Source organism: Acidaminococcus sp. AM33-14BH, assembly GCF_003603525.1.
GTDB lineage: Bacteria > Bacillota > Negativicutes > Acidaminococcales > Acidaminococcaceae > Acidaminococcus > Acidaminococcus intestini.
Map to the genome: position 1 here is coordinate 1 of NZ_QTNG01000017.1, position 22,274 is coordinate 22,274.

At 51.9% G+C, this 22,274-nt stretch carries 21 protein-coding genes and 1 tRNA gene; 5 read left to right on the top strand and 17 right to left on the bottom strand.

Annotated elements, in window-relative coordinates; genetic code table 11:
- The 6 genes from DW817_RS10720 to yqeK form a co-directional block, all read right to left on the bottom strand.
- On the bottom strand, nucleotides 1–181 hold a 181-nt coding region (locus tag DW817_RS10720), incomplete at its 3' end, for a hypothetical protein (RefSeq protein WP_207802121.1).
- Nucleotides 170–245: transfer RNA gene (locus tag DW817_RS10010), tRNA-Ala, on the bottom strand. The genes DW817_RS10010 and DW817_RS10720, both read right to left, overlap by 12 nt.
- A gap of 774 nt (nucleotides 246–1,019) precedes the next feature.
- On the bottom strand, nucleotides 1,020–1,913 hold the full coding sequence (locus DW817_RS10020; protein ID WP_021737303.1) for a S1 RNA-binding domain-containing protein: 894 nt from the start codon (nucleotides 1,911–1,913) through the stop codon (nucleotides 1,020–1,022).
- The gene (rsfS, locus tag DW817_RS10025; RefSeq protein WP_009015348.1) at nucleotides 1,910–2,272 is read right to left on the bottom strand and encodes a ribosome silencing factor; all 363 of its coding nucleotides are present in this window, start codon (nucleotides 2,270–2,272) and stop codon (nucleotides 1,910–1,912) included. The genes DW817_RS10020 and rsfS overlap by 4 nt, the downstream gene beginning before the upstream one ends.
- A gap of 13 nt (nucleotides 2,273–2,285) precedes the next feature.
- Nucleotides 2,286–3,269 (bottom strand): LCP family protein, encoded by a 984-nt coding sequence (locus tag DW817_RS10030; protein WP_009015349.1) that lies wholly within the window; start codon nucleotides 3,267–3,269, stop codon nucleotides 2,286–2,288.
- Between the two features lie 9 nt (nucleotides 3,270–3,278).
- On the bottom strand, nucleotides 3,279–3,860 hold the full coding sequence (gene yqeK / locus DW817_RS10035; protein ID WP_021737306.1) for a bis(5'-nucleosyl)-tetraphosphatase (symmetrical) YqeK: 582 nt from the start codon (nucleotides 3,858–3,860) through the stop codon (nucleotides 3,279–3,281).
- A 92-nt stretch (nucleotides 3,861–3,952) separates the two neighbouring features.
- Here yqeK and DW817_RS10980 point away from each other — a divergent pair, with 92 nt between their 5' ends.
- Nucleotides 3,953–4,084, top strand: a complete 132-nt coding sequence (locus DW817_RS10980; RefSeq protein WP_255345175.1) for a hypothetical protein — start codon at nucleotides 3,953–3,955, stop codon at nucleotides 4,082–4,084.
- Nucleotides 4,085–4,853: 769 nt separating this feature from the next.
- Here DW817_RS10980 and nadD read toward each other — a convergent pair.
- The 8 genes from nadD to murQ form a co-directional block, all read right to left on the bottom strand.
- Nucleotides 4,854–5,462: a nicotinate-nucleotide adenylyltransferase gene (gene nadD / locus DW817_RS10045; protein ID WP_009015351.1), complete on the bottom strand. Its 609-nt coding sequence runs from the start codon at nucleotides 5,460–5,462 to the stop codon at nucleotides 4,854–4,856.
- Between the two features lie 67 nt (nucleotides 5,463–5,529).
- Nucleotides 5,530–5,676: a hypothetical protein gene (locus tag DW817_RS10650; RefSeq protein WP_165851886.1), complete on the bottom strand. Its 147-nt coding sequence runs from the start codon at nucleotides 5,674–5,676 to the stop codon at nucleotides 5,530–5,532.
- Between the two features lie 213 nt (nucleotides 5,677–5,889).
- Nucleotides 5,890–6,663: a histidinol-phosphatase HisJ family protein gene (locus tag DW817_RS10050; RefSeq protein ID WP_009015352.1), complete on the bottom strand. Its 774-nt coding sequence runs from the start codon at nucleotides 6,661–6,663 to the stop codon at nucleotides 5,890–5,892.
- A gap of 16 nt (nucleotides 6,664–6,679) precedes the next feature.
- Nucleotides 6,680–7,789 (bottom strand): redox-regulated ATPase YchF, encoded by a 1,110-nt coding sequence (gene ychF, locus DW817_RS10055; protein WP_021737311.1) that lies wholly within the window; start codon nucleotides 7,787–7,789, stop codon nucleotides 6,680–6,682.
- Nucleotides 7,790–8,056: 267 nt separating this feature from the next.
- Nucleotides 8,057–9,442 (bottom strand): magnesium transporter, encoded by a 1,386-nt coding sequence (mgtE, locus tag DW817_RS10060; RefSeq protein ID WP_120112344.1) that lies wholly within the window; start codon nucleotides 9,440–9,442, stop codon nucleotides 8,057–8,059.
- Between the two features lie 335 nt (nucleotides 9,443–9,777).
- Entirely contained in the window at nucleotides 9,778–10,842 is a 1,065-nt protein-coding gene (locus DW817_RS10065) for a MupG family TIM beta-alpha barrel fold protein (RefSeq protein ID WP_120112348.1), read from the bottom strand.
- Complete coding sequence (locus DW817_RS10070) at nucleotides 10,839–12,248, bottom strand: PTS transporter subunit EIIC (RefSeq protein WP_120112352.1); 1,410 nt, start codon at nucleotides 12,246–12,248, stop codon at nucleotides 10,839–10,841. Before DW817_RS10070 ends, DW817_RS10065 begins: the two co-directional genes overlap by 4 nt.
- Complete coding sequence (gene murQ, locus DW817_RS10075) at nucleotides 12,238–13,074, bottom strand: N-acetylmuramic acid 6-phosphate etherase (protein WP_009015357.1); 837 nt, start codon at nucleotides 13,072–13,074, stop codon at nucleotides 12,238–12,240. Before murQ ends, DW817_RS10070 begins: the two co-directional genes overlap by 11 nt.
- A gap of 76 nt (nucleotides 13,075–13,150) precedes the next feature.
- Between murQ and nagA the strand changes: the two genes are divergently transcribed.
- Together nagA and DW817_RS10085 are read left to right on the top strand one after the other, a co-directional pair.
- Nucleotides 13,151–14,293: an N-acetylglucosamine-6-phosphate deacetylase gene (nagA, locus tag DW817_RS10080; protein ID WP_009015358.1), complete on the top strand. Its 1,143-nt coding sequence runs from the start codon at nucleotides 13,151–13,153 to the stop codon at nucleotides 14,291–14,293.
- Nucleotides 14,294–14,399: 106 nt separating this feature from the next.
- Entirely contained in the window at nucleotides 14,400–15,107 is a 708-nt protein-coding gene (locus DW817_RS10085; RefSeq protein WP_120112356.1) for a helix-turn-helix domain-containing protein, read from the top strand.
- Between the two features lie 189 nt (nucleotides 15,108–15,296).
- Here DW817_RS10085 and DW817_RS10090 read toward each other — a convergent pair whose 3' ends face one another.
- The 3 genes from DW817_RS10090 to DW817_RS10100 are packed head-to-tail and all read right to left on the bottom strand — an operon-like array spanning nucleotide 15,297 to nucleotide 18,323.
- Nucleotides 15,297–15,668 carry a RidA family protein gene (locus DW817_RS10090; RefSeq protein WP_120112360.1) on the bottom strand — a complete coding sequence of 124 codons (372 nt, stop codon included), beginning with the start codon at nucleotides 15,666–15,668 and terminating at the stop codon, nucleotides 15,297–15,299.
- 13 nt (nucleotides 15,669–15,681) lie between these two features.
- On the bottom strand, nucleotides 15,682–16,902 hold the full coding sequence (locus DW817_RS10095; RefSeq protein WP_120112363.1) for a MalY/PatB family protein: 1,221 nt from the start codon (nucleotides 16,900–16,902) through the stop codon (nucleotides 15,682–15,684).
- Nucleotides 16,903–16,943: 41 nt separating this feature from the next.
- Nucleotides 16,944–18,323: an APC family permease gene (locus tag DW817_RS10100; protein WP_120112367.1), complete on the bottom strand. Its 1,380-nt coding sequence runs from the start codon at nucleotides 18,321–18,323 to the stop codon at nucleotides 16,944–16,946.
- 1,253 nt (nucleotides 18,324–19,576) lie between these two features.
- Between DW817_RS10100 and DW817_RS10105 the strand changes: the two genes are divergently transcribed.
- Both DW817_RS10105 and DW817_RS10110 read left to right on the top strand, forming a co-directional pair.
- Entirely contained in the window at nucleotides 19,577–20,563 is a 987-nt protein-coding gene (locus DW817_RS10105; protein ID WP_371414505.1) for a DUF362 domain-containing protein, read from the top strand.
- A gap of 23 nt (nucleotides 20,564–20,586) precedes the next feature.
- The gene (locus tag DW817_RS10110; RefSeq protein WP_120112375.1) at nucleotides 20,587–21,477 is read left to right on the top strand and encodes a permease; all 891 of its coding nucleotides are present in this window, start codon (nucleotides 20,587–20,589) and stop codon (nucleotides 21,475–21,477) included.
- Nucleotides 21,478–22,274: the final 797 nt, after the last annotated feature.

Sequence of the window (22,274 nt, forward strand, 5' to 3'; positions counted from 1 at the left end):
GGACACGCATCTGGACGGTCACTTTAGCGCCCCAAAATAAATTATAGAACCACAAAAAAGCCACCCTTAAGGCGGCAGGAAAAGAAGCCCCCTCCTTTATTTTGAAGGAGGGGGCTTTATTACAACAAAAAATCCATGTGACTGAAGCCACATGGATCTGAGTCCAAATTGGTGGAGACAAGGAGGATCGAACTCCTGACCTCTTGCATGCCATGCAAGCGCTCTCCCAGCTGAGCTATGCCCCCAAAAGACTTGTTCATTATAGCTCAAGTATACCGCTGTTGTCAATATATTATTTTGGGAGATGGAAGATATAAAGGCGCGGCGCCAAAGCGTCCCGACCGGAGGGGGCAGATTGCCGCTATGCGGCAATTGTGTTGTCGGAGTTGCGTTTCTTGTCGTTCTAAGGCGATTCTAAGGCGATACAAAGGCAGTTCTAAGTCAAAAGACCGTGAGGCACCGCCCCAAACCGCCCTACGGGAGGGAGTGGAACTTAATTCGCCCTCAAACATGTTTCTCGGACTTCCGCTTCGCTCCAAAAGCGTCCTTCGAAACTCCGGGCGAATCTGCTTCGCTACCGCTCATGATGAGACGTCGCTCCGCTCCTCATCCACCACCATAAAGGAGGTCATGTTATGACCTCACTTGATGGTCCCCCGCCTTGGTAAGGCGGAACGGCTTTCGCCGTCTCTAAGGCAAAAACCCCACGGGAAAGACTCGACCAAAAGATTCCAATGGGAGAAGGTTTAGCGACGCCCTCACGGTCTTTTAGCCTGCCGCCTCTGGTAGCCTTGGCCAAGCGCAGCGCCTTAGCCAAGGAAGGACCTGTTTTCATAGGCCTTCCGCCTCAGCCAGCAGCCGAAGGCTGCCTTAGCCCCACAGCACCACAGCATCCTTTCCCCTCTCTCGCTCGACAGCCGCGGCTTTGCCGTAAGACAGCCATTCAGGGCGGGGCCCTGAATGAGACAGCTTGACAGCCAAAAAGACCACGCTGCAAGAGCGTGGTCTTTTCTTCACTTTCATTTCTTTAAACTTGTCCACCCATCTTCCTGCACGACTTTGCCTTCTTTCATAAGGCGGCCCAAGGCGCGCTTAAAGGCGGATTTAGAGATATCAAAGACGCTTTTGATGATGGCCGGCGGCGTATCATCGGAATAAGGCATGGTGCCATTGCGCTTTTCGAGAAAGAAGAGAATCTTATCCGCATCGTCCAGCATGGCTTCTTCTTTGACAAGGCGCAGGGACATATCGATGTGTCCATCTGCACGAACGTAGGTGACGCGTCCTGTGACACGCTGACCAAAGTCAAGGCGTCCACCAGGGACTTCACTGCGATGGATAAAAGCGATATAGCGTTCTTTTGTAAAAAGGAAAAAGCCATCCTTAAGGATATTGTAGACGGTCCCTGTAAGCGCATCCCCCACTTTGACGCCTTCTGCCGGACGGCTGGCCCGTTCCATATCTTCTTCGACACGCATGGTCACGGCCTGACGGCCTGACTTATCACGGTAGAGTTTCACCCAGATATGCTGATTGGGGGAAACATGGCCCCGCATTTCGCTATAGGGCAAAAAGACGCCGCGTTCAGCGCCGATATCGACAAATCCGCCCATCCTGTTCACGGAGATCACGTTGACGTATCCCAGCTGCCCTTCCCGCATCTTGGGAAGCTTCATGCTCGCCGTGATCCGGTTCTTGGCATCGAGGTAGAGCTGGACCTTGACCTTATCGCCAACGGAAACAGGCGATGTCATCTGGTGCTTATGAAGGAGAATATCATCACTGGTATTCCCCGTTCCAGCATCAAGAAAAACGCCCTGGTCATTCATGCGCACGGCCGTAAGTTCCACGACATCGCCAACGCGGTGACTGCCAATGGTCTTGACGCTGGCCGGTTCTTTTTTCGGGCTCATGCTTCTCCTTCCGTTTCCACATAGGCTTCAGACGGGGCATCGGCCCAGAGCTGTTCCAGGTTATAAAAGTCACGTTCCGTTTCCCGGAAGATATGGGCCACACAGTCGCCGTAATCCATAAGGATCCAGTTGCCTTCGGTGTAGCCTTCTTTGTGGGAGGGCAGGATGCCGCGTGTTTCGGCCAGTTTATCTTCGATGCTGTCTGCGATGGCTCGGACCTGAGTCGCGCTCTGGGCAGAACAGATCATGAAGTAGTCCGTCACAGGGGACAGGCCAACCATATTGAGAAGCAGGATGTCTTTTGCTTTTTTGTCAGCAGCGGCGGCGGCAATGGCGTTTGCGAGTTCTTTTGGATTCATGGATGGAACCTCCTTAAATTTCTGTAATCCTTTTATGGGGAATCCCCAGTTTATCGAGGGTGTGCGAAACCTGGGACGGCGTCGTAACCCAGTAACTGATGTCATCGATGGTCTTGAAATCACCATCGAGCATTTCACTTTTGATGGAGTTTTCGCCAAAGATGCGGAAGCAGTTGGCGGCACGGATCATGGTCATCAGGTTCATGTCCGTATCGACGTAGTCAAGGCCGGTGTTGATGATCATGGGAAGCTTCAGCATATTCGTGAAGGTAAAGAACTGTCCAGCCAGGGCTTTCATAAATTTCTGCTGACGCTCCACACGGCCAATATCGCCCAATTCATCGTGACGGAAGCGGACATACTGACCTGCCTTTTCACCATCCAGGTGCTGGTAGCCTTTTTTGAGGTGGATCTTGAGGTTGGCGTAAGGATCTTCATAATCCATGTTGTTATCAACGTATAGGTCCACACCGCCCAGCATATCGATGACTTTAATGAAGCCCTGCCAATCAACGACCATGTAGTAGTTGATGGGAATCTGGAGGAGCTGTTCCACCGTGCGCACGGCCCGTTTGGTACCGCCATAGGCGTATGCGGCATTGATCTTGTCATGACCCCGCCGGCCGGGAATGGTGACCCGTGTATCACGCGGCAGTCCGACGATGGCAATCTGTTTTTTCTCTGGGTCAAAGCTGACGACCATCATGGAGTCTGTCCGCTTCGGTGCATCGGGGTTATTCATATCCTCGCTGTCCCCGTCATCTTTCCCGAGGAGCAGGACGTTGATGCGGCTTGAAAGGGGTTCTTCTGTGAGGAGTTGGTTCTCTTTCTGTTTAGGCACGGGATCATCGGCACTGAAAAATCGGTCATAAAGGCCCATGCCAGCCATGAAGCCGCCGCACAAGATCCCGATCAAAAGGATGAGGAGAAGAAAAACACGTCCCTTGCGGAGCCGCTTTTTCTTTTTCTTCACGCCTGATTGTTCCATATCACTCATGGGTTGCGATTACTCCTTCTTATTGTGTTTGGCCGCAAGGACCAGTTCGTTATAGCCGTCCAGACAATCCGGATGGATCAACAGATGCTGGTGCATCAGGTATTCCATCGTATTGGCATAGGCGGCAATCATGGCCTCATCAAGATCCTTCATCGTAAGGCGCCGCATTTCGTCCACGGTAGGAAAGTCACGATGCGGTTCCGTAAGGTCTGCCAGATAAATGATTTTTTCAAGGGCCGTCATATGGGCTTTGCCCGTTGTATGATAACGCATAGCAGACAGGACTTCCTCATCGGTAACGCCATAGTCCCTCTTTGCGACAAGGGGCCCCAAGATGGCATGGATAAGGATGGGCTGCGCCTTTTCGATATCCGTGAGCGGGACGCCCAGCTTTTTTGATACCTCCACAAAATCCTTGGTCGGATACTTGCGGGCACAGTCGTGGAGCAGGCCGGCAAGGGCGGCTTTATCTTCGTCGACCCCGTAATGACGGGCAAGCGCAACGGCAGTTTCACTGACGGCCACGCTATGCTCAAAGCGCTTTGGCTGAAGGCTTTGGCGAAGCTGTTCTTTCATTTGGGAAAAATCCATGATTGGTTAGCTCCTTACTTGAATTGAAATCGGCTCGCAAGTCGCGCCGATGAAATCTGGGCTAAGGCCGCCGGAGGCGGCAGGCTAAGGGAATGCAGGCATTCCTGGCTAAGGATCTGCTTTTGCAGCTTGGTGAAGGCTGCCTGCGGCAGCTGGCGAAAAGACCAGAAGGGCGGCGCCTTATGATCGGGTTCACATTTCTTGTCGAAACGAAGGCGATGTGAGGTCGATTCAAAGACAAAAGTGCAGGAGGCCAGCCCCAAACCCGGGCCTCCTCATCCACCACCAAAAGGGCTCGCTCTCTGCTGTTTCACATGAGAAGACCGGCCTTTCCGGCAGAGGATACTCCAACTGCTCCTATTGTCGCTGCCCTATGAGTAAGCTTTCTGCACGAATTTTTCAGCATAAGGGGTAACAAAAAATTCGGCGACTCACTTAACCGCCCTGTCACGATCTCTCGCTTCGCTTTTTCCAAGGCACAGGGAAGTTCGCGAATCGATCGGCGATACGCTTACCGCCCTGACGAGGCGGATCGATGCTGCGCATCGAGCGCTGAGGCAAAAGACTCTAAGATGTGGAACCAGACTTTTCGCTCCCTCATTTTTCTTAAGGATGAGATGAGCAGCAATCATCTGATCACTCCCGTTCTTTTATCTTCGGGTTTTACCTTAGAAACGGCGAACCCTGTTCCGCCTTACCAAGGCGGGGAACCAAAAGCCACTTGATGCTGCGTTGCAATAGACAAGTCCTTTTGGTGGTGGATAAGGCGCGCAGCGATGTCTCATCTTGAGCGGAAGCAAAGCAGATTTGCCCGGGTTCCGAGGCTGCTTTGATGCAATCGCAGAAGGCAAAAAAACATGTTTGAGGGCAAATATAATTCAGCGCCCTGTCCGAAGGACACAATGAGTCACCGGCTTCTGGCGCCTTTCATTTCCACACGAGGCTGCCCGATTTTTGGGCCGACCCTTTCACCCAACAAAAAAGAGAGCCCCCCTACCGACGGTAGAGGTCTCTCTGTCTCATGTAGTCCACTACAGTCCGAGGAACAAGTCCATCAATGGATTCACCGCGGGAAAGGCGCTGCCGGATCATGGTGGAAGAAATATCCGGGGCTTTGGCGTCGATCCACACGAGGCGGGTGAGTCCTTTTTGGGCCAGTCGTTTTGTCACATCTTCATGACGCTCCCTGTACCCAACCCGTCCAATGGCAAGGAAGGTGCAGTAGCGCATCGTTTCTTCGATGCGGCACCACGTATCAAGGGCTTCGGCTGAATCCCCACCAATGATGAAGTACAGGTCATAAAAGCGATGCCACCGACGATGGAGGATCCGCATGGTATCGACTGTATAGGAAGGGCCCTTGCGGACCAGCTCCATATCGGACACCAAAAAACGTGGCTCGTCCATCGTCGCAAGAAGGGTCATGGCCATGCGGTCCCCGGCCGGCGCCCATCCGGCCGCTTTATGGGGCGGCAAATAGTCGGGAATGAAAAGGACCCGATCAAGGGCCATGGCATCCATAGCGGCACGGGCAATCGCAAGATGACCATTATGGATGGGGTCAAAGGTCCCGCCCATGATGCCTAAACGCTGTCGGCGCATATGGAAATCCTCCTTCAGAATGGTTCTTACATTATATCAGGTACGATGCCAAAGCTCAATCAAATTGTCATGCGGAAAAGGTGATTTTTATGTGGCATAATGCCGATTTTACAAGAAAAGGAAAGAGGCCTTCTACGAAACAAAATGAAAAAAGCATAGCCTGTTGCCTTCCATCGTCAGCAGCGGCTTTTTCGAGCGTCGTGTTTTCTTTCACGAAAAACCTCCCTCCCATCCGATTGAGTTTCATCCCATGAGCATAACAAAAGCGCAACGCAAATAAAATGAATTTCTTTTCATTACATTTGCGTTTTATTTTCAAAGTAGTAACATATTTTTCGTTGCAAACAGATTCCATAAGGAAATCGTTTTTCAGATATTTGATGAATAAACGCCGTGAAAGAAGTCTCCTTCCTTCACGGCGTTTCCTTTATTTCGGCAGCTGGCGCTGTCTTTTTTTGTAGTAGACGATGGTGAGCCCTGCCGTTTTGGCAATCTTTTGAGCCACATCAAAGTGCATGCCCACGGCTTTTGCCGCATGGGCGTCGCTGCCCAAGGTCACGTACTTGCCGCCCAGTTCGGCATAGCGCGTATAAAGTTCCGTCAGGGACTCCACCGCACCGGGCACGGCAAGGCGACGCGTATTGATTTCAATGCTCTTATCGAGGCGAATGAGGTGCTTCATGACTTCGTCCCACAGATCGGCATGCTCGCTGTAATGGAGGTTCTTGTCTTCATAGGGCCAGTAGCGGCAGATATAGTCGATGTGACCATAGGTGTCAAAGTTCGGGTCCTGTTCGAGGCATTTGAGGGAATCCTCAAGATAGTACCCCACAGCCTGATCCTTGGCAACGCCGTCGTAAGTCGTCCGTTCATACATATCAAGGCCGCGATAACAGTGCATGGAGCCAACGATTTCGTCAAAGGGATGGCTTTTTGCAACCATCCGGTCCTCCTCGATGGTATGGGGCTGGAGCCCCATTTCAATGCCAAGGAGCACGGTATCGCTCCGATAGGGTGCGTTTTTTTTGAAATAATCGTTGATGTCAAAAAGAAAGCTTTCCGGGTTCGTCGGATAGTCCCGGTCCCAGTGTTCCGTCAGGATCATGCCAAGACCAGCGGCTTTGGCCGCTTCCATGGCATCCTTGATGGTCATTTCGGCATCGCAGGAATAATCGGCATGCATATGGGTATCAAACAGCATGGCCCTCACCCCTTTTTTACACGTTGAAGCGGAATTCGACGACGTCGCCGTCCTGCATGATGTAGTCCTTGCCTTCCAGTCTCACAAGGCCCTTTTCACGGGCAGCCTGTTTGCTGCCACAGGCAACGAGGTCATCGTAGGAAACAATTTCAGCACGGATGAAGCCTTTTTCAAAGTCCGAATGGATCTTGCCAGCTGCCTGAGGTGCCGTAGATCCTTTGACGATGGTCCAGGCACGAGATTCCATTTCCCCTGCCGTGAGGAAGGTCTGGAGACCTAGGAGGGAGAACCCAGCTTTGATGAGGCGATCAAGACCCGCTTCGGTGAGGCCTTCCATTTCAAGGTACTCCTTGGCTTCGTCTGCCGGCAGGGAAGCAATGTCCTCTTCGACCTTGGCAGAAATGGTGATGACCTGGGCCCCTTCTTTTTCGGCATATTCCGTTAGCGCCTTCACATGGGGGTTTCCGGACGCGTCGGCGGCCTCTTCTTCGGAAACGTTAGCTACGTACAGAATTGGTTTCAAGGTGAGGAGATCGAGTTCACGGATCATCTCCTTTTCATCCTTTGTCATTTCCACCTGACGGGCCGGCTTGGCATCGCCGAGGGCCTCGACGAGACGGGTCAGAAGGGCATTTTTCGCAGGCGCCGTCTTGTCACCGCTCTTTAAGAGCTTCTGGACCTTGAGCTGCTGCTTTTCCACCGATTCGAGGTCAGCCAGGCACAGTTCCGTATTGATGATTTCAATATCGCGGATAGGGTCAATGGAGCCTTCGACGTGGGTGATGTTGCCGTCTTCAAAGCAGCGCACCACTTCGGCAATGGCGTCGGTCTGGCGGATATGGCTGAGGAATTTGTTGCCCAAGCCTTCACCTTTGGAGGCGCCCTTCACAAGGCCTGCAATATCGACAAACTTCATGCCCGCCGGAACAATGCGTTTGGAATGGTATAGGTCGCTCAGGACCTGGAGCCGTGGATCGGGGACATCGACGATGCCGACGTTGGGCTCTATGGTGCAGAATGGATAGTTGGCCGCTTCCGCCCCAGCTTTCGTAATGGCGTTGAAGAGGGTGCTCTTGCCTACATTCGGCAGGCCGACAATACCCATTTCGAGGTTGGTTGAACTCATGGATGATCTCTCCTTGTCTAGTTAAGTTGACACATCATTATATCACAGCAAGGGGATTTTTTCAGCAGGGGCGAAGAGAATCGGGGAGTCGAAAGAAAGGGTCCGAGGCCCGTTTCTTTTCAATTCCATTTCTTTACAAGTTTGCCTGCCACCACACCTACCGTTCCAGCTGCTGATAGCTTGTACAGTAAGCCAAGCCTCCATTGATTTCATAGGGAGCGCGCCGATTCCACAAGCTGCCCCTTTTAAGTGCTGGTGCCCAAGGGCTTACAGCCCCAATCCATGCACCAACATCGCCCACGCCAGGGTATAATAGGTCACGACACCCACAAGGTCCGTAACGGTCGTAATGAGCGGGCCCGAGGCCACGGCTGGATCGATATGGATCTTTTTGAAGCCCATCGGGACCACGGTCCCTACAAGACTCGAAATAAACATGGCAAGGACCAGGGAAAGGCCGATGCAGGACGATATGCCAAAGGCCGTAAGGGCATCGTAGGATTTTACCGCATAAATATAAAAACCAATGCCCAAGACGGCAATGCCTCCCAGGATCAGTCCATTGAAGAAACCGGCGCCCCCTTCCTTTCGGATGAGCCGCCATTTATCGCCTGGTTTCAGTTCTTCATCCATAAGGACACGGATGGTTACGGCAAGCGACTGGGTCCCAACGTTTCCCGACATATCAAGGATCATGGACTGAAAGGCCATGATAAGGGTCAACTTTGCCACGACGTTTTCGTATAGACTGACGACGCTTGAAACGACAAGACCCAAGCCAAGAAGCAGAATAAGCCAGGGCAGCCGTTTCTTGATGGACGTTTTGAGCGGTTCGTCCAGGTCTTCTTCAGCGGAGAGGCCGCCCAGTTTAGCATAGTCTTCGCCCATTTCATCATCAAGGAGCTGCGCTACGTCATTTGCGGTTACAACGCCAAGGATCCGATGGTCCGGCGATAGGACAGGAATGGAAGCTTCACTGTATTCTTCAATCAGTTGCAGGCAGTCGCTGATCTTTTCGCTGGCATAAACGTAAGGGTATCCTCGCACGATGATTTCGTTAAGGGGAGTATCCCGTCTTGCAATGATGAGATCCTTGAGGGAAAAGGCCCCGGCAAATTGAGCACGGTCATTGAGGGCATAGATGACCGCAATTTCATCATGGTCAGCCGCTTCCCGCACAACTGTGCGCATGACGGAAGGAACATCAAGACCTTCCTCGACGGCAACAAAGTTCGTTGTCATCCGGGAAGCAATCGTATCTTCATCATAGGCGGCCAGGCGCGTCAGTTTTTGCCGTGTCGCCTCATCCAAATGCGCCACCCATGCTTCTTTTTGGGCACTTTGGGTTTCCTTCAGGAAATCGACGGCTTCGTCAGGCTCCATCTGGGTGAGGATGGCAGCTGCCCTTTCAGCTGGCAGAACCTCAAAAAGGGATTCCTTGTCATCGACATATTCCATCAAATCGGCAAGATAGGGAGCCGGCAAAAGACTTGCCAGGCGCTTCCATTCGGGCGAACTTAAAAGAGGGAGCACATCGGCTATATCGTGATCGTGGTAACTGTCAAGGGCGCGTTCCAAAAAGTAGGGATCCCTTTCCGTACGGATGAGCTTCAGGATATCCTGCACGCGATGCTGGTTCTTATTCTTTTTCATGATGTGACCTCCTTTTTGCCATAATGAAAAAGATGGGGTCTGTACAGTCCCATCCACAGGCTTATCATAGCGCAAAATCGGTAGATTTGCAATGTAAGGATGAATAAAAGAGCAAGAAGTTCACAGTTTATTTTTAAAATAGGGGAAAATAAGGTAAAATAAGTGGATTTGAAGAATAATAAGCTATTTTTAGAATCCAATCGATCTAGGAAACAAAAAGAAGCGTACCCGATTTTGGTCCATCCAGATTACGCAAAATCAGGTACGCTCGCTCCCAGTTTTATTCAACAAGCCTTGGATTCCTTACTTTCCCGACGCTTTTCCAAGGCAAGGGATCACTTTTTACTTTTAATCGGCGCAGCTTTTGTGACAAGCCTAAATCTAAACCGTGCCCCACCCCGCATGAGACCCAGCAGGAACCGTTCCTCCTCGCTCACCCGTCCCATGACGTTGACGCTGGGATCAGCAGGAAGGTCCGTAAGGGTAATCTCAACTTCACCAGCATAACGGCCGGCAAGACGGTTATCGAGGGTCACTGTACCCTGCGGCAGATATTTCAAGGTAAAGGGCGTGATATCCATTTCTTTAAAGAGAGCACGGCTATTTTGGGCGCGCAGGACCTCTTCGGCCTCATCGGGCCGCAGCGTAAAGATACAGGCAGCAAGTTTTTCATGAAGGGCCGTGATTTTTTCCGTCAACAGCGTAAGGGTAAGGACGTCATCCAATTGGGCTAGGGCGTCCAGTTCGTCTTCCGTTGCTCCGTCGTCCCCAATATAAAAGGCGTCAGTTCCAAGGAGCCTCAGATGCTGCAGGGCCAGGAAAAAATCCAGGGTCCGATGTATTTCAAGCGTGGGGAGTCCCTTAAAAAGCGGACCGCGGCAGGCGCCAAAGCTCCGCACAAAGGCGCCGACTTTGATGCCATAATGGTGACAGAGGGCATTTTGCCGCAGGAAAAAGGCTTCTGATAGGCCCGTATGGGGCCGGGGATAAAAGTTATGGAGCGCTTCGACGCATCCTACGTCAACACCGGCTTTCTCAAGGGAAAGAAGAAATCCTTCCGTCACGGTCGACGCGTTAAGGACGAGGGTCTTTTGCGGATAGCGCGTCTGCAGCTCTTTTATGCGCTCCGGCGTAAAGCCGTCATCAAGGCGCAGATGGGTCAAGGCCTCCGGAATGGGACGACCTGGCACAAGGTCGCCGACGACGTTCAGGTCATAGCACCGAGCCGCTTCAAAAAGGGCGTCGATATCCTTTTGAAAGGCCGCCTCATTGGTCTCAGGGATATGAAAGGATAAAAAGAGGCGGGTCATGCCTTTTTGGGCCGCCTGTTCCACCCGTCCAACGAGTTCCTCCCGCGTCATGCCAAGACCGGGATAAAGGGAAATGCCTTTTTCCATCATGCGCCTCCTTTCGCGTCCTGCGGGTCATCAAAACCCAGGATCCACGCGGCAGCAAACCCGCCTACATAAGCGGCAAGAAGGCCTGCGAGGTACATCAAGGGATGGGTCGTACTGGGCAGAAGGGGGAGACCTGAAATACCCATGGAAAGGGCCCCTACATGAAAGGCCGCTTCCACAGCGCCGCCCAAGGCTCCGCCAATGCAGGCCCCGATAAAGGGCCGGCCCAAAGGAAGGGTCACACCGTAAATAAGAGGCTCGCCGACGCCCATGACGCCGACAAAAAGGGACGACGCCACAATCTTTTTAAGACGTGGGTTCCTTGTTTTCACATAGACTGCAAGAGCAGCCCCCACCTGCCCGGCGCCCGCCATGGCAAGGATGGGAAGAAGGATCGTATAGCCAAATTGGCTGATGAGCTCGGCGTGGATGGGTGTGAGGCCCTGATGGACGCCCATCATGACAAGGGGCAGAAAGAAGCCGCCCAAAAGAAAGCCCGTCACAGCGCCGCCCCGCTCCACCGCTTCCGTGGCGCCCCGGCCAATGGTTTCTGCTAAAAAGCCGCCCACTGGCTGCAGAACGTAGAGCGCCAAAAGAGACATAACAAGGATGACAAGGGTAGGCGTCACAAAAAGGTCAAAGGCAGGCGGCACGATTTTCCTCAGTTGCTTTTCCCCGTAGGCCGCAAGGAGGGTAACGAGGAGGACGGCAAAGACGCCGCCCCGGCCTGGCGTCAAGGGTATGCCGTAAAGGGTGAGGTCGGCAAGGCCGGGATGGGAAATGAGGGCTCCCAAGATGCCGCCAATAACGGGCGAACCGCCAAAGACCTTGGCCGCGTTCCAACCGACGAGGATATTCATGGACTGGAAGATGGCGCTTCCCGCTAGAAGCAGAATGCGCAGGGGCGCCAGGGCAAGAAGAGCGGGGTCGTAGAATTTCACGATGCCCAAAAGGCCCGTCAAAAAACCGCAGCCCACAAAGCCCGGAATAAGGGGCATGAAGATGGACGCCACTTTGCGCAGAAAGGCTTTTGCCGGCGTGGCGTTTTTTTGCCGAATGGCTTCATGGAGGGCTTTGCCGTCCCCCACCTCCCCTTGGACGCCAAAAAGGCCGGCTGGCTCTTTGGGCATCTCCTTGGAGTCATTCGGCGTGGGTGCTTCGTTTCCGTCAAGAAGGGCCGCAAAGGCATCAGCCACGCGGATCACCTTTCCCGGGCCTAGGACAATCTGCAGCTCGTCACCGTTTTGGTTGACGCCGAGGACGCCAGGAATGGCCTTTAGCTCAGCAAGGTCCGCGTCCTTTACGAGGTGCAGGCGCAGACGCGTCATGCAGTGCGTCACTGTTTCAATGTTGTCCTTGGGGCCCACGATGGCGTAGATCTTTTGGGCAATCTCTTTTTCACGAGTCATGGCTGGCCTCCCATCGCTCTACAGCAAGGCGTGCACGGCCGTCTGACTCCCTAAGGGCCTTTTCCGCCGCGGCCCGGTCCATGCCGGTCACGGTCATGACGATGCGCGTCGCCCGTTCCTTTAGTTTCTCATTGGTCGCCTTTACGTCAATCATGAGGTTGCCCCGCACTTTGCCAAGACGGATCATGGTGCCCGTCGAGAGCATGTTGAGGATCATCTTCGTTACGGTCCCGGCCTTCATGCGCGTCGACCCCGTCACGACTTCCGGACCGGGAAGGCAGATGAGCATAAGATCTGCAGTGCAAGCGATATCAGGTTCCTTGGAGCAGGCAAGACCAATGACAAAAGCGCCGCGGCGCCGGGCTTCTTCCATGCCGCCAAGGACGTAGGGCGTGCGGCCTGACGCGGTAATCCCGACCAAGACGTCCTTTGCCGAAAGATCATGGGAAATAATATCGTCTGCCCCTTTATCCAGAGAGTCTTCCGCCCCTTCACGGGCCCGAAAAATGGCTTCCTTGCCGCCGGCAATGAGCCCTTGGACAAGGTCCGGATCTGTACTGTAGGTGGGGGGACATTCCACGGCGTCGAGAATGCCGAGCCGTCCTGACGTCCCACTTCCCATATAAAAGAGCCGGCCGCCTGTTTTGAGCCGGGCCGCAATCACATCAACAGCCCGGGCAATATCCGGCAGGATGGCCTTAACGGCAAGGGCCGTCTTTTGGTCTTCATCATTCATGACACGCATCATGGACAGCGTATCGAGTTTGTCAATCCGGCTGGAAGCAGGATTACGGGCTTCAGTCGAAAGTTTTTCTAAATTCAGCATAAGTTCCAACCTCTTTCAGGGGTATAATTAAGAGGAAATCAATAAGCCATTGGGCAGATTGCAAAGGAGTATTGCTATGCAAGCCATCATCAACAGCAAACTTATTTTACCACACACCGTCCTTACAGGACAGACGCTCCTTTTTGGAACCCATATCTACGATATTCTCCCGGCAGGCAGCCCCTTACCGGAGGGTACGGAAAGCATCGACGCCAAGGGGGCCTATCTCTCGCCTGGCTTCATCAATATGCATATCCATGGCTGCGGCGGGGCCGATACAATGGATGGGACCCGGACCTCCATGGAAATCCTCTGCCGGAAACTTCCAAAATGCGGCGTTACGGCATTTTTACCGACGACAATGACAAGGGTATGGCCCATCGTTCAAAAGGCGCTCAGAAACGTTCGTAAGGCTATGGAAGTCCCCTGCCCCGGCAGCCGTGTCCTGGGGGCCTATTTGGAAGGGCCCTTCATTTCCGGCAGTTACCGGGGATCGCAAAAAGCCGAGGAAATCCAAGCGGCCAATATGGAGCGGATCCGCCCTTACTGCGACGTCATCAAAGTCCTTGTCATCGCCCCGGAAACACTGTCTTCCATGGCGTTTATCCATTCATGCTGCAAAAAGGGCATCATCGTTTCCCTTGGTCATTCCGGTGCAACCTATGAAGAAGCCAGCCGGGCCATCAAGGCAGGGGCCAGCCACATCACCCATACCTTCAACGCCATGAGTCCCCTTCATCACCGTAAACCCGGCATGGTCGGCGCGGCCCTGACGCTTCCGGTGACAACGGAGATCATCTCGGATGGGCTGCACATCCACGATGCGGTCCTGCGCCTGTTGGTAAAAGTCAAGGGGCCGGACCAGATTGTCATTGTGACCGATTCCATGCGGGCTGCCATGGAAGGCGACGGCATCAGTGAACTCGGCGGGCAGACAGTCTATGTCCGCGGCGGAAGGGCGCTTCTCGCGGACGGGACCATTGCGGCAAGCGTCGACACCATGGAACACAGTCTCCATCATTTCCTGAAGGCTACGGGCCTACCCCTCGCCGATGTCATCCGCATGGCAACGGTCAATCCCGCCAAGGAGCTGGGCGTCTATGAGACAATGGGCTCCCTTGAAAAAGGCAAACTGGCTGACATGACCATCTTTGACGAGAAGTTTGACGTGAAGATGACCTTTGTGGGTGGGGAAAGGGTGTATCAGAAAAAAGGATGAGACCTATCAGAAGGAAAAGGATTGCTGAACCGCTGAAGAATATACGCGGGAACGTCGACCAGCCTTGTCTCCACTCTATCTTATGCTTTGAAAGGAGTCCACGACCATGTCAGAACTCACAAAAGAAACAGGCAAACGGATCCATGATTTCAGAAAGAGCCGCGGCCTCAATCAGGAAGAGCTCGCCCGCCTCATTTATAAGAGCAAGGCCACCCTCTCCAAATACGAAAAAGGCGAGATTGCTATCGACCTTGATACGCTCAAGCAGCTGGCCCTTGCCCTTCACGTCCGGATGGAGCAGCTCCTTCCGCCCACAGTGGAAGGATATGAAGAGCCGGAGCAGCATGGCATTCCCACCTTTTTCAAGGGCCTCAGCCAGTTTTACAGCTACTGGTTTGACGGTCGGAACAATCAGCTCACGCGCTGCGTCTTTGATCTTCACGCGCCCCTTTCTCCCAACCGCCAGCAAGTGGCCCTCTATATGAACTTCAAGGATTGGGATCATTACCAAAACGCGGAAAACATCTATTTTGGCTACATTGAGCATTTCGACGTCCTATCCATTATGGAACTTGCAAATGAGCATACGCCGACAGAAAAAGCGAGTATCCAGATTCCGTCATCCTTCTTGGAATCCGACACGCACTGGGGCCTTTGGAACGGCGTCTCCGCCCGTCCCTTCATGCCCGTTGCTGTAAAGATGCTCTTTTCAAAAAGGCCGCTTAAAGAAGACGAATCTCTTATTAAAAACCTGCGTATCTCCAAAGAAGATATTCGCCGTCTGAAATATTTCAATATGTTTACTGTAACCTAAGAAAACAGCAAAAGACCTGAAAAGAAAGGAAGGTTCTTTCTTCTCAGGTCTTTTTTCTGTGAGAGGGATTCAGTACGGTCCCTAGGGGGGAGAATGAACCGCACCGTTCCTCCTGATGGAAAGGGGCAAAGCCCCAAGGCATTTCTGTAGGAGCACCTCATTTAAAGGTAAAAGACCGCCGCCAAAAGATTACTTTATTTCAGCCGTTGCCTCAATTTCGCAGAGCACCCCTTTAGGAAGTGTCTTTACAGAAACGCAACTACGTGCTGGGTTTGAGACAAAATACTTGCCATAGACTTCGTTAAAGGCAGCAAAGTCATCCATACTGGCAAGAAAACAGGTCGTCTTGAGGACGTGGGCAAAGTCACTCCCCCCCGCTTCCAAGACGGCGCCGACATTTTGGCAGCTCTGCTCAGCTTGGCGGGCAATGCCTTCCGGCACAAAACCCGTCTTGGGATCAACAGGAATCTGTCCAGAGGTGATCACAAGGTCTCCATGAACAACACCTTGGCAGTACGGGCCAATGGCGCCCGGTGCTTTTTCCGTTACAATTTTCTTCATCATTATATCTCCTTTATTTGGCGTTATGTTTTTTTACAGCATCACGGATCCGTTCCAAACCGGTCTTGATGATGCTTTTTGGCATGGCAAGGTTGAGGCGAATAAAGCCTTTTGCATTATCGACAAAGAGGGCATCGCCACCTTCAAGGAGAACGCCGGCTTCATTTGCCATGAAATCAGGAATATTTTCGACATCGCCCAAGTATGGGTTCATATCGACCCAGGCAAGGTAGGTGGCTTCAGGGATATTGTATACAATCTTCGGAAATTCCTTGGTGAGGAAGCCCTTTAGAAAGGCAAAGTTACCGTCAAGATAGGTCTTCAGTTCATTAAGCCACTCATAGCCATGACGATAGGCTGCTTCATGGGCTGCAATGGACAGGGGGTTAACGTTCATAGCATAGCTGTCCGTATAGGCCACATAGATATCACGGAGGTGTTTATCCCGGATAACGATTTCCGCGAACATCAGCCCTGCCATATTGAAGCATTTCGATGCCGACGTGCAGACAATGAGCTTTTTATAATCCGGCATAATCTTAGCCATAGGGATGTGTTTTACCCCTTGACGTATTATGTCGCAGTGAATTTCATCACTGATAATCCAAAGGTTATATTTTTCCACAATAGCAGCGACTTTGCGCAGTTCCTCTTCGGTCCAGACACGGCCTGTCGGGTTATGAGGATTACACCAAATGAGTACTTTAGCAAAAGGCTTTGCAGCGTCACGTTCCAGGGCGTCAAAATCAATGGACCAATTGCCATTTTTGTCCCGTACGAGTTTATTGTGAATGACGTGCTTGTGGTTATAGTCAATAGGATGCTGAAAATAGCCATAAGCCGGTGTATTGAGAATGCAACAGTCCTCTTCCCCAAGGAGGAGAGAAGTCAGCTTATACAGGGAAGGGATAATGCCTAGGGAGAAGCAGATTTCTTCCCGCGGATAACGCCAGCTGTACATCTTTTCATTCCAGTCATTGTAGGCTTCAAAGAAAGACGATTCAAAGACCTGACTGTAACCAATAATCCGTTTGTCGGCACGGTCCTTGATAGCTTGGATAACATCTGGACACATGGCAAATTCCATGTCGGCTACCCACATACGAATGAATTCATCATCCTTGAAGGGAAATTTCTTTTTTCCTTCAAAGTCATGGAAGATATACCCACGGAAACCATCCGTATTGAGGGCATTGGTGTGACGACGGTCAACGATTTCATCAAAATTATACATAGTAATTCCTCCTTACATAACAAGCTAAGTAACAGCGTGCCTTAGCAAGCACCCCGCGTTTCCTCGTCAATGATTTCCTGGCGGCGCTTCAAGAGGACAGCTCGGTCCACACGACCCGTCTTCAGAGCAAGGTAGCTAAGTGCGAGCGGAACGACAAGGACAATCAGAGCAACCACGGCATCTTGGGCCTGCATATCCTTCAGCAGCGTCACAGCCACCATAAAGGCACTGAATCCGCCAAGAATGCAGCATGCTTTATAGACACCAAGGGAAAGGGGAAGGGAGCGATTGGCGAACTGTTCGGGGTAAAGTTTTGGAATCTTGATGCAGGCCACATTGAGATAGGCATTGATGAACATGCAGGGAATCATGAGCATGCTGATAACATTGTTGAAATCCATCTTCGTAATAATAGGAATCGCCGCAAGGACATAAACCAGCAGGTAGGCACCATAGGGATAATGATTCTTGTTCTGACGCTTGAGGAACCCAGGCAGCCAGCCGTCATTACCCATCTGAACAAGGGGTTCGCGGATCATGACGAGAACACTTAAGAAAGAAGAGATGATAGCGCAGACACCGCCGCCGATGATAAAGAAGACAAATGGTCCGTGACTGAGGAAGGACGAAGCAACAACACTGAGATTCTTGCCAGCAATCTGGTCATAGGGAAGGATTCCCGAAGCAACTAGGCTCATGAGACCGTAAATAACGGAAACAACAAGACAAGTATAGATGATGCCATAAGGAATGGAGCGTTTCGGGTCCTTGGCAATGGGCACAACACCGACAGGGCCCATTGTCGTTCCCTGGCAGGCAAAGCCCATGATGGCAACGGCGCTGATGATGCCCGCAACGCCGCCGTGAAAGAAGCCTCCGTCAACAGCAGGATCAAAGAAAACAGAAAAGTTGACTTCCGGAAGACCGAGGACGATGAAAAGGGCCATGGCCATGACAAGGAGGGCTGTCGCCACATTCTGGAAAAGGGTGACAATGCGGTTGCCTCGAATGGTCAAAAGAAAATGAAGACTAAGAATGACAAGGCTTACAGCCATTTCATGTTCAATGAGAACCGGCCAGAGACTACCTAGATAGTGAGTCAGGGCCATGGAATAGCCTGTGAAACCGAAGGCCCAGATGACATTGGTCCAGCCGCCGTAACCCGTAAGGAGCGGGGAAAGAAGCATGCCACGCATGCTGTAGTCGCCGCCCTTGATGATGAAGATGCTCGATAAGGCCAGATTATACCAATAGGCTAGGAGCATATAAAATACACACAAGATGGTGATAGGAACTACAGAGCGCCCCGTCAGCGCAATAGCTGAACCCAAGGTGACGAAGATGCCCGCACCGACAGAGCCGCCCACACCAAGGCCGATGATGTTGCCGACACCTATTTTCTTTTCTATTTTTCCACTCATGTGAAACCTCCTCATAGAGAACGAATATTTGAGCAATCTTGATTAGGTAGAGTTCAATGCGCATGACTCTTTTGTTGTCTCTATCTTACCCATTTGCAGTAATCCGGTCAAAAGGCCCTCCATTTCCTAAGAAGAAATAGAAAAAGCCTAAAATTTTGTTAAATGAAATTTTAGGCTCTATTTTTTAATATATTTTTTATTTTTATTATTTTGAGGGGTAAATTACAAAAAAAATCAATTTTCAAAGAACTTTTAAAATTTGTAGTATTGCGAAAGATGGATATGGGAAAAGATGCTGTCACGCTGCCACGAGCCTTCGGCTCTAGCTATCTTGCGGCCAGGGCCGCATCTGTCGAGCAGCAGACCGGAAGAATGCTTTAGTGCTTTGACGCTGTGATGCTAAAAGCCTCGAAGGAACTGAAAGGGGCGGCCCCAAACCGCCCTTCGGGAGGGGGCAGAACTTAATCCGCCCTCAAACATGTTCTTAGGCTTTCCGCTGCGCTCCTCATCCACCACCAAAACCGGGAAATATTAATGATAAATGTTTATGGAAATTTCCCAGTTTTGGTCCCCCGCCTTGGTAAGGCGGAACGGCTTTCGCCGTTTCCAAGGCGAAAAAACGAAGGAAAAACACAGAGGCAAAAAGATTGGAACGCAAAAAACCGTAAGAGAAGCCCAAAACCGAACGTAGACGTAAGTTCTGTTTTGAGCGATTATCTTATATTCGGTTTTTGTAAGAGGCTGGTCTTTTTGAAACGTAGAAGGCACAATGGCGCTTGAAACGTCCTGCGTCCGATCTTTTCCCTTGCGAGCGGTTAGCGAGGCAGATTCAACCGAGTCCCAAGCCCGCTTTGAAGCGCCAGCGGAAGGGCGCAGGGATATGTTTCCGAGCGAATGAGGTTCAACACCCAGTCCCGTAGGGACGCGGTTTGGCGTTGACCCTTTGGTCTTTTCTATTTCTATATGCTTGTTTCAAATATGGGGCCTATCCGTAGTGAGATGCTAGGAGCACCCGGCCGCATTGACGACAGCATACGATTTGTATATGTCATGGAATGGCTTCCTCCGTCTTTAAGGCTAAAGAGCAGCCGGTGGCGGTTCGTTACTGGATTTTTTCCCCCCCGTTTTTTATGCTCCAGAAGCATTGCAATTCATACCAAAAGAGTATTATCTGTCACAGATTTTCTTCGCTATAATGAAAAAAATGGAGAAATCTAGCTCTTTTTGATTTCATGAAGAAGGTGATCTTTATGCTGCTGAAAAAAGCGTCCCTGCTGCTTGCCGCCACTTTTTGCGGCATCCTGACCTTTGGCTGTGCCGGTCTTTTTGCTAAGGATACGTTCCCTGTTCCGCAAGCGTCGCCGGCGTCTGCTGCCAAGAAGGGAAAATCCGTGGTCTACATGACAAAGCGCATTACGCCAGAAGGTCTGGAGGCAGTCTACAAAGCCCTCAGGGCGTCACCGACAGGGCGCATCGCCATCAAGCTTTCTACGGGCGAGCCAAACAGCAACTACCTGCGGCCTGCCCTCATCGGGGACTTTGTGAAATCCTTCCATGACCCCACCATTGTCGAATGCAACACCTTCTACCATGGTTCACGGGCCAGTACAGCCATGCACCTGCAGGTCGCCAAGGACCATGGCTTTATGGACTTTGCCAAGGTGGACATCATGGATGCGGAGGGAGCCATCACCATTCCAGTCACGGGCGGCACCCGTCTAAAGGAAGATCTTGTCGGCGCCCATTTCAAGAATTATGATAGCTGGATTGTCCTTACCCATTTCAAGGGCCACGCGATGGCCGGATTGGGCGGCTCCATCAAGAACATTGGCATTGGAATTGCATCTGCGGAAGGCAAGGGCATCATCCACCGCGCCGGGAAGACCGGTACGGGATGGGGCAACGATCAGGACGGCTTCCTCGAAGCCATGGCAGAAGCGGCCAAAGCCGTTTCTGATGCCACAAAGGGTCACATTCTCTACATCAATGTCCTGAACCGCCTCAGCGTTGACTGTGACTGCGACAATTCACCGGCAGAGCCGGATATGCATGACATCGGTATCCTCGCCTCCTACGATCCTGTTGCCATCGACCAAGCCTCTGTCGACCTTGTCTATCAGGCCAAGGATGGGAAGAGTCTCATCGAGCGCATGGAGAGCCGTCATGGCATCCATACGCTGGAACATGCGGAAGCCATCGGCCTTGGAAGCCGTTCCTATGACCTCGTCTCCGTTGATTAAAGGGGGGCGTAAGGTGAAAAGCCATGATTAGGCGCGAACTCATTTACCTTTGGTACTATATGGATACGCAGTTCTGGCAGCTGTTTCCCTATTGGGCCTTAGGCATCCTGCTCGGGTCCTTTGTTTCGGTCTTTCTCAAGAAGACCATCCACGAAAACCTGCAGAACCTATCTGTAGAAGAATCCCCCTTTTGGGGGATTTTCCTTGCCTCCCTTTTGGGTGCGGCGTCTCCTCTCTGTCTTTATGGGACCATCCCTCTTGCAGCCTCCCTCAACCGAAGCGGCCTCAAGGAAGAGTGGCTGGGCGCGTTCATGATGACGTCCATCCTGCTGAACCCGCAGCTGCTCTTTTACAGCCTGGCCCTTGGGAAGGCGGCCTTTTTAGTCCGCCTCTTCTCCGGCCTTATCTGCGGAATTGCGGCGGGGCTCCTGCTCCACCAGAAGACGGGTTCCTTTTTCTCCTTTGGAAACTTCCTGGAACCGGAAAACCATGATACGGACCCCCGGCCTACCATGCGATTTCTGAAAAACGTAGGACGGAACCTCAAGATCACAGGGCCCTATTTTGTCGTGGGACTTGTGATTTCCGCCTTGTTCCAGCGTTATGTGCCTCCCTCCCTTTTGAACCGCTTTTTTGGCGGCAGCAAGATGGCGGGCGTTTTTATGGCAGCAACCATTGGCGTTCCCCTCTATGTCTGCGGCGGCGGGACGATTCCCCTGCTCCAGGAATGGCTGTGGCGAGGGCTCTCCTTGGGCGGCGCCGCAGCTTTCATGCTCACTGGACCGGCGACAAAGATCAACAATGTGAGTGCCCTTTCCATGGTCCTTGGCCGCCGCCATGCAGCTCTGTACTTTCTTTTCGTCATGACCTACGCTGCGCTCACCGGGTTCGTGGTCGATTGGTTGGTAGGGTGAAAGACTTAAAAGGACGCTGTGGTGCCATGACGCTAAAAGACCAGAGGAAGAAGACCGTAAGGCCGGCGCCCCAAAGCGTCCTCTTTATTTTTTCTCGGAGCACAAATCGCTCCGATTCGATGCAGTTACGTGTCATCATTGGCTTTAAAAAGATATATCTGATGCCAATGATGGCATGTCCCGTCGCAAGAAGGTACGTACCACAATTTCATGTTAAAGTCGCCCGAAAAAATGTAGCCCTTGGGCGAGCCACTTCTTGGAATTTTTTCGGTGGATACACCCGCCCTGGCAGGGCGGATCGATTTCGGAGAAATCGATCTCTAAGGCGAAAGACCATAGAGCGGGGAATAGTGCAAGGAGAAGTATCGTTTCTACATTTCATGACGACAACAGAGCTCTAAAGCAGACTAAAAAGTATATAGAATAACATAATTAAGGCCTCAAACCGAATCAAGACACGAATTCGGTTTGAGGCCTCTCTTTTTATTCTTTTTCTTTAGATTCGATGCTTCTGCATCGAACCATCCCCGTCCGGTCTTTTGCCTTAGAGCTCGATGCGCAGCATCGATCCGCCTTACCAAGGATGGGGACCATCAAGTGAGGTCATAACATACCTCCTTTATGGTGGTGGATGAGGAGCGCAGCGACGTCTCCTTACGAACGATAGTGAGGACCATCCGCCCGGAGTTCTGAGGCTGGTTTGGAGCGGAGCGGAAAGCCGAAGAACATATTTGAGGGCGGATTAAGTGGTTCTATAATTTATTTTGGGGCGCTAAAGTGACCGTCCAGATGCGTGT

What these genes read in the sequence shown, in the direction of transcription:
- nagA (WP_009015358.1), top strand. Translation starts at nt 13,151, where the DNA reads ATGCAAGCCATCATCAACAGCAAACTTATTTTACCACACACCGTCCTT.
- murQ (WP_009015357.1), bottom strand. Translation starts at nt 13,074, where the DNA reads ATGCTGAATTTAGAAAAACTTTCGACTGAAGCCCGTAATCCTGCTTCC.
- mgtE (WP_120112344.1), bottom strand. Translation starts at nt 9,442, where the DNA reads ATGAAAAAGAATAAGAACCAGCATCGCGTGCAGGATATCCTGAAGCTC.
- DW817_RS10070 (WP_120112352.1), bottom strand. Translation starts at nt 12,248, where the DNA reads ATGACTCGTGAAAAAGAGATTGCCCAAAAGATCTACGCCATCGTGGGC.
- DW817_RS10030 (WP_009015349.1), bottom strand. Translation starts at nt 3,269, where the DNA reads ATGAGTGATATGGAACAATCAGGCGTGAAGAAAAAGAAAAAGCGGCTC.
- nadD (WP_009015351.1), bottom strand. Translation starts at nt 5,462, where the DNA reads ATGCGCCGACAGCGTTTAGGCATCATGGGCGGGACCTTTGACCCCATC.
- DW817_RS10980 (WP_255345175.1), top strand. Translation starts at nt 3,953, where the DNA reads ATGCAGGCATTCCTGGCTAAGGATCTGCTTTTGCAGCTTGGTGAAGGC.
- DW817_RS10095 (WP_120112363.1), bottom strand. Translation starts at nt 16,902, where the DNA reads ATGTATAATTTTGATGAAATCGTTGACCGTCGTCACACCAATGCCCTC.
- yqeK (WP_021737306.1), bottom strand. Translation starts at nt 3,860, where the DNA reads ATGGATTTTTCCCAAATGAAAGAACAGCTTCGCCAAAGCCTTCAGCCA.
- DW817_RS10090 (WP_120112360.1), bottom strand. Translation starts at nt 15,668, where the DNA reads ATGAAGAAAATTGTAACGGAAAAAGCACCGGGCGCCATTGGCCCGTAC.
- DW817_RS10065 (WP_120112348.1), bottom strand. Translation starts at nt 10,842, where the DNA reads ATGATGGAAAAAGGCATTTCCCTTTATCCCGGTCTTGGCATGACGCGG.
- ychF (WP_021737311.1), bottom strand. Translation starts at nt 7,789, where the DNA reads ATGAGTTCAACCAACCTCGAAATGGGTATTGTCGGCCTGCCGAATGTA.
- DW817_RS10020 (WP_021737303.1), bottom strand. Translation starts at nt 1,913, where the DNA reads ATGAGCCCGAAAAAAGAACCGGCCAGCGTCAAGACCATTGGCAGTCAC.
- rsfS (WP_009015348.1), bottom strand. Translation starts at nt 2,272, where the DNA reads ATGAATCCAAAAGAACTCGCAAACGCCATTGCCGCCGCCGCTGCTGAC.
- DW817_RS10085 (WP_120112356.1), top strand. Translation starts at nt 14,400, where the DNA reads ATGTCAGAACTCACAAAAGAAACAGGCAAACGGATCCATGATTTCAGA.
- DW817_RS10050 (WP_009015352.1), bottom strand. Translation starts at nt 6,663, where the DNA reads ATGCTGTTTGATACCCATATGCATGCCGATTATTCCTGCGATGCCGAA.
- DW817_RS10100 (WP_120112367.1), bottom strand. Translation starts at nt 18,323, where the DNA reads ATGAGTGGAAAAATAGAAAAGAAAATAGGTGTCGGCAACATCATCGGC.
- DW817_RS10110 (WP_120112375.1), top strand. Translation starts at nt 20,587, where the DNA reads ATGATTAGGCGCGAACTCATTTACCTTTGGTACTATATGGATACGCAG.